At 42.9% G+C, this 12,506-nt stretch carries 10 protein-coding genes and 1 pseudogene; 8 read left to right on the forward strand and 3 right to left on the reverse strand.

Features of this window, described 5'->3' with window-relative positions:
* Nucleotides 1-182: pseudogene (locus tag ACESM0_RS02000) on the reverse strand (hypothetical protein); the annotation flags it as partial.
* Nucleotides 183-306: 124 nt separating this feature from the next.
* Nucleotides 307-2,145: an adenylate/guanylate cyclase domain-containing protein gene (locus tag ACESM0_RS02005; protein ID WP_372903130.1), complete on the reverse strand. Its 1,839-nt coding sequence runs from the start codon at nt 2,143-2,145 to the stop codon at nt 307-309.
* A 111-nt stretch (nt 2,146-2,256) separates the two neighbouring features.
* Between ACESM0_RS02005 and ndk the strand changes: the two genes are divergently transcribed.
* The 3 genes from ndk to ACESM0_RS02020 all read left to right on the forward strand — a co-directional run bounded on the left by ndk (nt 2,257) and on the right by ACESM0_RS02020 (nt 5,573).
* Entirely contained in the window at nt 2,257-2,688 is a 432-nt protein-coding gene (ndk, locus tag ACESM0_RS02010; RefSeq protein WP_372903132.1) for a nucleoside-diphosphate kinase, read from the forward strand.
* 313 nt (nt 2,689-3,001) lie between these two features.
* Nucleotides 3,002-4,243, forward strand: coding sequence for an exo-beta-N-acetylmuramidase NamZ domain-containing protein (locus ACESM0_RS02015; RefSeq protein ID WP_372903134.1), 1,242 nt, complete (start codon nt 3,002-3,004; stop codon nt 4,241-4,243).
* A 115-nt stretch (nt 4,244-4,358) separates the two neighbouring features.
* Entirely contained in the window at nt 4,359-5,573 is a 1,215-nt protein-coding gene (locus ACESM0_RS02020) for an SPOR domain-containing protein (protein WP_372903136.1), read from the forward strand.
* Between the two features lie 27 nt (nt 5,574-5,600).
* Here ACESM0_RS02020 and rlmB read toward each other — a convergent pair whose 3' ends face one another.
* Nucleotides 5,601-6,353, reverse strand: coding sequence for a 23S rRNA (guanosine(2251)-2'-O)-methyltransferase RlmB (gene rlmB / locus ACESM0_RS02025; RefSeq protein WP_372903138.1), 753 nt, complete (start codon nt 6,351-6,353; stop codon nt 5,601-5,603).
* A gap of 76 nt (nt 6,354-6,429) precedes the next feature.
* On the opposite strand from rlmB, the gene ACESM0_RS02030 reads away from it, so the two are divergent.
* From ACESM0_RS02030 to ACESM0_RS02050, 5 genes are all read left to right on the forward strand, one after another.
* A complete protein-coding gene (locus ACESM0_RS02030) occupies nt 6,430-6,774 on the forward strand; it encodes a hypothetical protein (protein ID WP_372903140.1) in 345 nt (114 codons plus the stop codon).
* Between the two features lie 193 nt (nt 6,775-6,967).
* Nucleotides 6,968-8,608, forward strand: coding sequence for a CTP synthase (locus tag ACESM0_RS02035; protein WP_372903142.1), 1,641 nt, complete (start codon nt 6,968-6,970; stop codon nt 8,606-8,608).
* A gap of 23 nt (nt 8,609-8,631) precedes the next feature.
* Nucleotides 8,632-9,081, forward strand: a complete 450-nt coding sequence (locus ACESM0_RS02040) for an NUDIX domain-containing protein (protein ID WP_372903144.1) — start codon at nt 8,632-8,634, stop codon at nt 9,079-9,081.
* A gap of 48 nt (nt 9,082-9,129) precedes the next feature.
* Nucleotides 9,130-10,803 carry an amidohydrolase gene (locus ACESM0_RS02045; protein WP_372903146.1) on the forward strand — a complete coding sequence of 558 codons (1,674 nt, stop codon included), beginning with the start codon at nt 9,130-9,132 and terminating at the stop codon, nt 10,801-10,803.
* Nucleotides 10,803-12,488, forward strand: coding sequence for an NAD+ synthase (locus ACESM0_RS02050; protein WP_372903148.1), 1,686 nt, complete (start codon nt 10,803-10,805; stop codon nt 12,486-12,488). The genes ACESM0_RS02045 and ACESM0_RS02050 overlap by 1 nt, the downstream gene beginning before the upstream one ends.
* The last annotated feature ends 18 nt before the right edge of the window (nt 12,489-12,506 follow it).

Raw genomic sequence — 12,506 nt, forward strand, 5'->3', positions numbered from 1 at the left:
GTGGTTCCGGTACCAAAAAGTTCATGTTTTTCGAGAATATCACGGTTATAATCGGCCCAGTCAATGAGATCGCGCTTGCGATAGTCATGTGCAACCAGACCAATTCGTTTTTTCTCACCCATTGGGGTTGTATGGGATGCTATGCTGGGGTGGGGTTTGGCAACTTCATCTTCTTTACTCATAAAAGATCTGTCATTTTATATTCATGAAAACGTTTTAATCTTTTATAAATATATCATTTGTCAGGCAAGTATGGAGCGTAAACTTCAGGAATCGTCAAAAAGGAAGGCTTAATGACGGCTTTAATTAAACAACAAGCCGGAGAGGGCTTTCTTTGTGCGACATCTGCAGGATTTCAAATGACTCGTTTTCAAATCCTTTAAATGTCACTTCACGGAAGTGTTTTTTGAGTGAATGCTCTCTGGTTTGTACATAATCTTTCAGTTCTCTGCAGCTGTACGCTTCAGATGAAATAACAACCTCAGATCCACCCGCAAAACCGACCAGCCTTGAAGCCACGTTCACGGTATTACCGAAATAGTCAATTCTGTTATTTAAAGTAACAGCCATACAGTCGCCCGTATGAACTCCGCCTTTTAGCTCAATAGGAGGAACGTGATCGGTGTTCTCTTTAAATATCTGATCTGCTTTATAAAAGGCTCTTACGGCATTGGCAGGTTTTGGGAAAATAGCCATCACGGAATCGCCGATGGTTTTTACAACGGCCCCGCGCTCCTCAATAACGGCCTGTTCAAGCACATCAAAATGATTCATTACTACACCGATTGCAGATTCATCCCCGTCTTTTCGGTACAGGTCGGAAGAGTTATAAAGGTCTGTAAACAGGATAGTCAGATTTTCAGCGTTTAATTTCTTTTTATCCCGAATAAGTTCTTCCGGGAAAAGATTTCTGAAAAGCTGCCAGGAGCTCACTTCAGCAGCAGAAACGGTGAATTTCTCTTTGTTTACGTTTTCACACCGTATGATCATCACTTCATCTGTCTGGTTGTGAATAATCAGATTGGGGGCAGTGGAAAGATGGACCTTATCCGTCATCGATCGACCTTTCCTGAAGTGAATAGTGGCGTTACTGAGGCCATTTTCATCAACCTCAGCCTGAATAACTTCTTCACTTTTATCTGAGTAGATTCTGTATCGGCCTTCAATCAGATTGATCTTTACAAACCTTTTTTGGCCCGGGTTGAGGGTTATGTTCAGGTCCAAGTGATATTGCTCTGCCGGATTGCCAAAACAATAAGTTTTATTAGGAATTTTCCGGATTAACGGATGTGGCTGGAACGTTAGCTCCAATCCCTGGTGGAAATCGACGTTGAAATCTTCTTCGCACTGAGAGCAGTAAACCGGGTCGGTAATCTCTTTCAGCTTCTTTATGTTCTTTACATTAGTTCTGCAGTGCTGGCAGAGGATATTCCAACTAAAATTCAGTATGCCCATTTTTGATGCAAAGAGCATGACTCGCAGAACAGAGGAGAGTGGCTTATTCCAAAGGGTGGCTAACTTCTGTGGATTCATCTGCTTAAGATCTGATTCATTACCTGTTTGAATCATTTTAATCAGCAGTGTTGAAATTTCCCGTTCCCTGCTTATTTCACTCAGTTGATCAATAAAATGATCCCATCGCCTCGGTTTTGACAGCGCGAAGCGTTGCTTTTTTCTTGTAGATATAAAATTCTCTGAAATGGATTGATCATATGATTGTACAAGCTTGCGGAGACGGAATTTAAACCGGCTGTTAAATCTCCACTTAATGTACATGTATCCGGTAAGGCGTCGGGTTTCTCCACGAAATCGATAGATAACAACACTTCCCTGCTCAATCGGGCTGATGTCTACCGAGATAAGCAGATCTTTCAAGTAACCCGACTTATAGTTTCGTTTCACGCTCAGGTGATACGGTTTTTCCCATTGGTACGGCTCCTCTTCCCACATATCTGTCCTGTGAAGAGGTTCGTACGTGAGTTCGCGATACCCTTTTCTGTTATTTTGGGTGAGGTTGGTTTGCTCTACAGGTAACTCTCCCAAATCTCTGAACAGCCGATTGGTATCGGATAGAATCGGCCAAAGTTGCTCAGGAGTTGAGCTGCTTTCTACTTGCCAGCTATAAGAGAAATTGTAGTCGATCATTGGTTAGTTAGTACCCTCAGAATTAATCGTGATTTTTATAAGTATCCCGTATCTTTGCGTGTAGTAAAAGGAGAACTAAAACCGACAATTGTTACAAAAAAGATCAAAATAATGGCTGTAGAAAGAACTTTGACAATCCTGAAACCCGATTGTGTACGCAAGAATCTGATAGGCGAAGTTACACGTCGTATTCAGGAAGCAGGATTTAAAATCGTTGCAATGAAAATGACCCGGCTAACTAAAGAGACAGCAGGCGGATTTTATGCGGTTCACAAAGAGCGCCCGTTTTTTGGTGAGCTTGTTGACTTCATGAGCAGCGGTGCTTGTGTACCGATGATTCTTGAAAAAGAGAACGCAATAGAAGATTTCAGAAAATTTATCGGTGCTACAAATCCCGAAGAAGCTGAAGAGGGAACCATCCGTGCAGATTTTGCCGACAGTTTGGGCGAAAACATCGTACACGGCTCAGACTCAGTTGAAAACGGAAAAATTGAAGCAGCTTACTTTTTTGCCGAATCAGAGGTTGTGGCAAATCAGGCCTAATTAGCTATAGACAGTAATAAGAAAGGGTGAAGTGGAAGCTTCGCCCTTTTTTGTTTCGGAAAGAAAATCTGTAAAATAGCGGCAGGATTTTCTTTTTTTACTAAAATCCTAAGTTCGATTTTACATTTGATAATGGAAGCCATCCTTGTATGTGAGTGGGATAGAGGGATGTTCATCAGACTACTGCGAAATTCAGTGGACACCCTCTAAATTTCGTTTCACGTGTCGCTAACGCTCGAAGCCCCTTGTTAGGGGAGACTTTTTCACTAATTAAACTCAGGGTCATAAAATAATCTAATTCTATATAAGTATAATGCTCAGACTGATCTACACACTATTAACAGTTACTCTCTTATTGTCTCTGGTTTCTTTCACTTCTTGTGTTACGGAAGAACCTGTCGAACAAGAAATTGTTCAAACAGGAGCGGAAACGCTGATTGCAAACCATTTGGACGAACTGGATGGAAAACGAGTTGGTTTGGTGATGAATCCAACTGCCAGAATCGGAGAGACCCATATGCTGGATACACTGATGGCAAGAGGAGTGAATGTTCAGGCGCTTTATGCTCCGGAACACGGTTTCAGGGGTGAGGCCGGTGCAGGCGAAATTATCGAAGATGGGATTGATCAGGAAACCGGACTGCCGGTTTTTTCTCTATACGGTTCAACCCGAAAACCTACCGCTGAGATGCTCGAAGCGGTGGATATCCTGATTTTTGATATGCAGGATGTGGGAGCCCGATTTTACACATACATCTCTACACTGGGGTTGGTGATGGAAGCGGCTTCAGAGTCGGAGGTTCCGGTTTGGGTACTCGATCGGCCCAATCCGCTGGGTGGAGAACATGTTAGCGGCTGGATGCTGGAAGAAGAGTTTAAGTCATTTGTAGGACCCTATCCGATACCTATCGTTCACGGTTTAACAATGGGTGAGATGGCCCAAATGATTGCCGGGGAAGAGTGGTTGGAGTTTGTTAATGCTCCTGATCTAAAAATAATAGAAATGGATGGGTGGAGCCGTGATATGTTATGGCCAGATACCGGTCTGAACTGGATCGCACCCTCACCCAATCTGGCTATGTTTGAACAGGCTTATCTCTATCCCGGCACCGTCTTTTTTGAAGGGACGAGTATGAGTGAAGGACGAGGTACCGATCAGCCATTTCTGATTTTGGGAGATCCAGAGACAGAACTGCAAGCCGACTCCATTCGAGCATTAAATGAGATTACGGATCAGCTTCAGATTAATTCGCTGACCTTTACCCCACGATCTATACCCGGGGCAGCTGCTACACCAAAACATATGGATTTAGAAAGTTTTGGCATTCAGGTGAAGGTGAATGGCTACGATTTTGATCCGGTCAGAATCGGCCTTAAGCTATTTACAACCTTGGTTAATGCAACTCCTGATGCAGAGATTAATAACTTTCTGTACAACCTTGCCGGTACACGGGAGATCGACAAGGTGATTTCAGGAGAGCTGGATCCTTTAACTTTGGATTTTAACACAGAAGAGTTTAAAACAAAGAGGCTGCCGTATTTGCTGTATGATTGATGAACATAGACAAATGAGTCTGATATTCTATCAAAATTTAGTATTATCTCTGATAGTGGTATAGCGTTGTTTGATTTACATCTACAGGTAATATAAAACCATTAATAGGGGAGTTATGATTTCAAAAATTAATATTTATGGAATGGCATTTACTTTAGTCATTCTGCTCGTCATATCTGTTCCAATGTCTGTTCAGGCTCAGGAAGATAATCCGAAAAAAGTCAGTTTTACTTTAAATTCAGGAGTTACCTACGGGTCCGGAGGAGATGGAATGATTGGCCAGCTAGCCGGTAATTTTAACGTACCATCTTTTCGCCAGTCGTTTTATGGGGGAAGTTTCCAATACGCATTCAATCCGACTTGGTCCATTGATACAGGTATTCAGTTTGGCCAGTTTTCTAACCAATATGATTTTGACCCGGCTTTTGAAAACGACTTCTTTTACGCAACCGTAAAAGGAGTAACCAACATGAACGGGCTGTTTAATCTGAACTCTCGATTTTTGAATCCATACATCTCTTTTGGTTTAGGAATGATACACAGCCAGATTCAAACTGCTGACCTCGATTCCGACGATCTCTCACTACTGGGTACAGTTGGAGCCGGAATGAACTTTTATCTTTTCCCCGGTGCAGATCTATTTATTCAGTACGACTATAACGCTGCAGGAGGCGATCTGCTGGACGGTTTTTCAGGACAGGGTAGTTCCGATCAGTTTGCAGCAGTTAGTGCTGGACTTAGAATTAATTTTGGACCATCCGGTACCAAGCTGGCATCGTGGCCGCCACCTCGTGATACAAGGTTCGAAATTTCAACCACAGCTGATATGGGTGTAGAGGAAGAACGGGATGTTGAGGAGGAAGTGATTAGGGAAGAGGCACCGGAGCCTGAAAATTTGCAGGAAAAAGAGGAGAGAGAACAGAATCTGCAGCAAATGGTTGATGAGGCATTTCGTGACATGATGCAGAAAAAGGACGAAAACCGGGAATTTGCTGAACAGTGGAGAGCCGAGCAGCGGCAAAAGCAGATGGAGGCCCAGGCAGAAGCAGAACGACAAAGTCTTATCACGGATCAGCCTGATCCGGGGCACTACGTTCAGGTTTTTTCATTTTCAAATCGTGAGACCGCTGAAGAGATGCGAGCCATGCTGGCTGAAGAGCTTAGCGACCGGTTGGAGCGTGAAGACCTTAGAGTAATTATTCACCAATATGATGGTTTAAATCGTGTACTGTTAGGCTCATTTCAAAGCTATCGCAACGCGAATAGTATGCTGCAGAATCTTGATTCGGATTACGGTGCTTTCATTATCACCTATCCGCGATCAGAATAAAGGTAGGATTCGGGAAGCGTTAGAAATTTACTTTTCAGACTCTATTTTCTGGCGCTTCCACTCATAGCAAACCAGTGCGGCGCTTACGGAAGCATTTAAAGATTCAACGTTATTCATCATTGGCAGGGAGAGCAGAAAGTCGCAGTGCTCTCCTGTTTTTTTTCTCATTCCGCGTCCTTCATTTCCGATTACAAACGCCATGGGTACATCGTAAGTTTGATCCCATATCATGGTGTCACTATTCTGATCAAGTCCGGCAATCCAAAACGAATGTTCTTTCAGCGAAAGGATAGCCTGATTTAGGTTTACAGCTCTCACTATGGGAATACGACCGGCAGTTCCGGCGCTTGTTTTAAATACGGCAGCATTTACCGGAGCCTGCCTGTGTTTTGGAACGATGACTGCGGAGATACCCGCTGCTGCGGCCGTTCTTAATATTGCTCCAAAATTGTGCGGGTCTTCAATTTCATCCAGAAGCAGTACAGCTGAATTTACATCCGGGTTGAAATTTTCGAGCCACTCTTCAAATTCCTGATATTCAGCTTGTGAGATCGAAGCTACAATACCTTGATCGTTTACACCTCCCACAAGATCGTAGAGTTTATTACCGGGAACTTCAGCAACAGGAATGCGGTTTTTAGATGCAAGATCACGTATTTTTGCAACCTGAGAATGTTGCATTCCTTTTCTAAGATAAATTTTATCTACATTTTCGGCACTCTGCTGGAGTTGTTCTTCTACAGGGTTTCTTCCGTAAATGAAATGATTAGAATTCTGCACGTATACGGTGAAATATTTTGTTAATTAGTTACAGTTTGTATAATGGTAATGTGTTCTCAATTAAATAGACAATAAAATGATCGACAATTCAAATAAATCAGAAGGGGTAGAAGGTTCTAAATTTGTAACAGATAGCTCAAACAGTTCATTTTCTGATAAATCACAGCTTTTGGTAGGCAGTGTTGAAGCATTTGTATCGTATGTTGCTGCAACGTTACAAATCATAACTGGAGTGACAATTATTGTAATTTCCATTTTGGGTATGATCTCTCCCATGTGGTTTTCTGCAATTTTAAGTATTCTTGGAAGCGTTTCCTGTATGACCGGCGTATTTCTGTTCTACTTTACCTCCGCCAATGAAGGGTCTATCGATGGTCTGATAAATCAGGCAATTCGCAGGGTAATTAATTCTCAAAATTAAGTATTTCTGAATCCGGCTTAGCTAAAATCATAATAAAAGTGGTTAGAATTGTTAGCTAGAAAGGGCAAGCTTTATGTGACAGAAGAGCTTTTTTATACTTTTTCAAAATTTTCGGGTTCTTTTTCCTTTTTTGTTTGAATGGCATGTGGAAGCCTCCTATTTTCTGTTTTCCCACAACAAGCTCCCATCATACATGTCTACAAAATATATTTTCGTAACAGGCGGCGTAACGTCATCTTTAGGTAAAGGTATTATTTGCGCTTCACTTGGCAGGCTTTTGGTTGCCAGGGGATTGCGGGTAACCATTCAAAAGCTGGACCCTTACATTAATGTTGATCCCGGAACAATGAACCCATACGAGCACGGGGAAGTCTATGTTACGGACGACGGAGCTGAAACGGATCTCGACCTGGGACACTACGAACGTTTCCTGGATGTAAAAACCTCACAGGATAATAACGTTACCACCGGTCGTGTTTATTACGATGTAATCACCAAAGAGAGAAAGGGTGAATATCTTGGGAAAACGGTTCAGGTTATTCCGCATATCACAGATGAAATTAAGTCTCACGTTCTTCGGCTTGGCCAGAGTGATAACTACGATGTAGTAATTACAGAGGTAGGTGGCACAGTTGGTGATATTGAAAGTTTGCCCTACATAGAAGCCATGCGCCAATTGAGATACGACGTAGGCAGAAAAAATACTCTCTCCATTCACTTAACTCTGGTGCCATACTTAGCTGCCGCAGGAGAGTTGAAAACAAAACCAACGCAGCATTCCGTAAGGACCTTATCGGAAAGTGGACTGAGTCCCGATATTTTGGTTTGCCGATCTGAATATGATCTGGACAACTCTATTCGGAGCAAAATTGCTCAATTCTGTAATGTAGATAACGAAGATGTTATAGCATCTCTCGATGCTGAGTCTATCTACGAAGTACCGCTTTTGATGCGCGAAGAGGGGTTGGACGAACGAGTGATTGAAAAACTGGGTCTGCCTACAAAAAATCCGGATTTAACGAAGTGGACTGAATTTGTTCAACGAATCAAGCACCCCGAAACGCGAATTCAAATTGCCTTAGTCGGGAAATACGTGGAACATCATGATGCATATAAATCCATCGTTGAAGCTTTGATACACGGTGGGGCGATGAACAATACCGGGGTTGATATTCAATGGGTCCAATCGGATGATTTGACAGAAGAGAATGTTGAAAAAGAGCTTGACGATGCATCTGCTATTTTAGTTGCACCTGGATTTGGGGGACGTGGTATTGAAGGTAAACTTGCAGCTGTAAAACATGCCCGGGAAAATGGGATACCAATGCTGGGGATCTGTTTGGGAATGCAGTGCGCAGTTATAGAATTTGCTCGAAACATAGCAGGAATGTCAGGTGCAAACAGTACAGAGTTTGACGAAATTACGGCATTTCCGGTTATAGATTTTATGCCGGATCAGCGAGACATACAGGAAAAAGGCGGTACAATGCGTCTGGGTAAATATGACTGTAAACTCTCGGAAGGTTCAAAGGCGATGTTGGCCTATGATGAAGAGATGATTGAAGAACGCCATCGTCATCGATTTGAGTTAAATAACGAACTTAGGCAAAAGCTTATTGACGCCGGACTGATTGTTTCGGGTGTAAATCCCGAGCGAAATCTGGTTGAAATTATTGAGCTGGAGAATCATCCTTGGTACGTTGGTGTACAGTTCCATCCTGAGTTGAGAAGTACCGTTTATGATCCCCATCCGCTATTCGTTTCTTTTGTGAAAGCAGCTTTGGAGAATAGTGCCGTATCTACAGGCAGTCATACCGAAAAAACTTCGATTTGAACTCTTCAGATCCGTATTCAAATATGATAAGGGTGAGATCGTGCGGTCTGCTTATTTCTGAAGGCAACGTTTTATTGGTTAAGCAGAATGTACCTACTCGGGAAATTCCTGTGTGGATACCGCCGGGAGGAGGTGTTGAACCCGGAGAATCGGCAGAACAGGCACTCAAAAGAGAATGTGAGGAAGAAACAGGGATTACTCTTTCCGGTTTAAGACTCAGATATATTCATGAATTTATTGATAAACCGTATCACGCTTTGGAGCTCTACTTTTTGGCGGAAAGTTTTACCGGTAAATTAGTAACAGGGAGTGATCCGGAGCACTCTCAAAATGAACAGCTTATTCACGAGGTTTGTTTTAAGCCTGTCGATGATTTATCTACTCTACATGTAGTTCCGGAATTTTTAGTGGATGAGCTTAAAACAGGACGCTATTTAGAGAATGAGATAAGCTACTTCAAAAGCGTTCAGTAACTAACTAATTATTGCATAATCATTTACGCCAACTATACCTAAACAGCTATGATTAATTTAAAACTAACTTTTTTTGCCGTACTGCTCCTGTTTACTGCAGCCTGTTCAACCCAGGAAGACGGATTTATAATGCACAATATTAACGGGTACACCATAGCCGGTGATAACCTGGAACTGGTTACGTTTGATGCGATAGCTGTTCAGGATGGGAAAGTAGTTGCAAAAGGCCCATTGACTGATCTGCAGCAGGATATGAAGGGTTTTAATCTCATTGACGGTGAAGGTAAGACGCTGATTCCGGGACTGATTGACGCTCATACTCATGTGATGGGACTTGGATATCAACAATTGGACGTGGATGTACAGGGAGTAGACACGCTGGAGGAAACACTTGAGATAATCGGGCAATACGCTGAAGATAATCCGGATTTAGAATGGATTCAGGGACGTGGTTGGAACCAGGTATTGTGGGAGGAAAATGAATTTCCAACTGCGGAGGACCTCGATCGGGTTGTTCCTGATCGACCGGTATACCTATCCCGCGTTGATGGACATGCCGCATGGACTAACAGCAGGGCAATGGAGATTGCCGGAATTAGCCGGGATACACCGGATGTTCAGGGCGGAGTAGTTGTCAGGGATGAATTTGGTGATGCCACAGGGATTTTTGTGGATGCAACCATGAACTATATTAGAGAGCACATTCCTTCAAGAACAGAAGATGAAAATAATCAGGCTTTTGAACTTGCGTTGCAGGAAATGGCCAAACACGGCTTAACTTCTGTCCACGATGCAAGAGTTGACGTGGATACGTGGGAGATGTATAAGGATTTTGCGGACGAGGAAAAACTTATCACAAGAATTTATGCCATGGTTGGAGGAACCGGTGATACGTTTGATCAATTGGCGCAGAATGGTCCGATAGAGAGCTATGCGGATGATATGCTGGCACTACGAAGTGTGAAAATTTCTTCAGACGGGGCATTGGGGAGTCGAGGTGCAGCTATGTTGGATCACTACCATGACGATCCGGGAAACGCCGGATTGCTCTTCTACAATCAGGAAGAGCTGAATGAGATGGTATTTAAAGGTGCATCAAATGGTTTTCAAATGAATATCCATGCAATTGGGGATGCAGCCAATCGACAGGTATTGAATGCGTTTCAAAATGCAAAAGAGGAGTTGGGAGATCAGTCACATTTAAGACATCGGGTTGAGCATGCCCAAATTGTTCACCCGGACGACATCCCCCGATTTGTTGAATTGGACATCGTAGCATCTATGCAGCCAACACACGCCACCAGTGATATGAATATGGCAGAAGATCGGGTTGGGTCAGAGCGAATGGAGGGCGCCTATGCGTGGCAGACATTTCTGGATCAGGGAACGGTGATTGCAGGCGGTTCAGATTTCCCGGTAGAAGATGTTAATCCGTTCTATGGACTTTATTCATCAATTACCCGTCAGGATCACGGTGGAATGCCTCCGGGAGGCTGGTACAGCGAGCACCGGCTCAGCCGCGAAGAAACTCTGAGAATTTTTACGAGAGATGCAGCCTATGCTGCTCACCAAGAAGAGGTTTTGGGAACTCTTGAGACCGGGAAATGGGCGGATTTCATACTGATTGACAGAGATATTTTTGAAGTAGACGCATCTGAAATTTGGCAAACAGAAGTGTTGGAGACCTGGGTTGCCGGTGAAAAAGTATATCAAAAGCAGTAATGAAAATTCGAGTTGAACAGTTAAATCCAACGGTCGGCGACCTTACTGGAAATAAATCTCTCATTATTGAAGCTCTTCAACGGGCAGAAAAAGATGAGACAGACCTTCTGATAATTCCTGAAATGACCGTTACGGGTTATCCGGTAGAAGATTTGCTGGAAGAAGAGGGATTTCGCGACGAGTGCTACAGAGTAAACCGTGAAATAATAGAATCAACTGGAAAAACCGCTCTTCTTTTTGGCTCTATTACTCCAAATGAAAGTAAATATGGCAGAAAGATGTTCAACTCTGCTTTATTGGCTCATAAGGCAAAACTGCTGGGAACGGTTCACAAAACGTTGTTGCCCACGTACGATATTTTCGATGACCTCCGCTATTTTGAACCCAACGAAGAGTTTCAATGCCTGGAGTTTGAGGGTGTTAAACTTGGTGTTACCATTTGTGAAGATATTTGGTACAACGAAAATGAAGTGCAGTACCACACTTATCCGGTGAATCCGGCGCTGGAGTTAAAAGAATTGGGTGCAGATGTAATTATTAATGTTTCAGCTTCTCCTTACACAAATACGAAACATCAAAACCGCGTAAGAATGCTGCAGAATCATGCAAAAAATCTGAATTTGCCTTTGTTGTATAGCAATCAGGTAGGCGCGCATACCGATGTGGTTTTTGATGGTGACTCCATGGCTATAGAACGAACGGGAGAAGTAGTTGCAAAGACAAAACCTTTTCAGCCGGACTATACCGATATACTATTGGATCCTGAAACCGGAGACGTGAAATTGGCTCAAAAAGGTAAAAGTCAGCCAATATATCCCGGTAACAAACAGGAACGTCAGTTTGAGGCCATCATGCTTGGGCTTAGGGACTATATGGAAAAAACGGGTGCAGCAGATCATGTTGTATTTGGCTTGAGCGGCGGAATAGACTCAGCTCTTGGATGTACTCTGGCAGTTGAGGCTTTGTCGGCCGAAAAAGTGAAAGCCATAACTTTACCTACAGAATTTTCGAGTGAAGGGAGTATTACAGACTCTCAAAAGCTGACTGAAAATTTAGGAATTGAGCTCTTTGAAGTTCCGATTCAAACTATATTTGAGGATTACAGGTTGGCACTGAAACCTGTTTTTAAAGACAGCAATTTTGGTGTGGCCGAAGAAAATCTTCAAAGCAGAATTCGTGGAACAATTTTAATGGCTTACGCTAACAAGTTTAACAGTTTTCTGATTGCAACAGGGAATAAATCTGAATATGCAGTCGGTTATGCTACACTCTACGGTGACATGAACGGAGCCTTAAGTCTTATTGGCGATCTCTACAAGACGGAAGTTTATGAGATGGCAAAATGGCTTAATAGTTCTTACTACCGCAAGGAGGTAATTCCTGAGTCTGTCATCACAAAGCCCCCAAGTGCGGAGCTGCGCCCGGATCAAAAAGACAGTGATAGTCTTCCGGATTATGAGATACTGGATTCACTTCTTTATCAATACATAGAGCTCCAGAAAGGAAAGGCGGAGCTCATTGAAGAGGGTTTTGAAGAATCGATGATAGATAAGATATTACGTCTTGTTGATTATAACGAATTTAAAAGGAATCAGGCTGTGCCTGTACTGAAATTAAGTTCTAAATCGTTTGGCAGTGGAAGACGCTGGCCAATAGTACAAAAATGGACAGCAAATAGAAGTTAGCTGTACATATCAATAATT

The organism is Rhodohalobacter sp. (genome assembly GCF_041686455.1).
In the GTDB taxonomy this organism is placed as follows: domain Bacteria; phylum Bacteroidota; class Rhodothermia; order Balneolales; family Balneolaceae; genus Rhodohalobacter.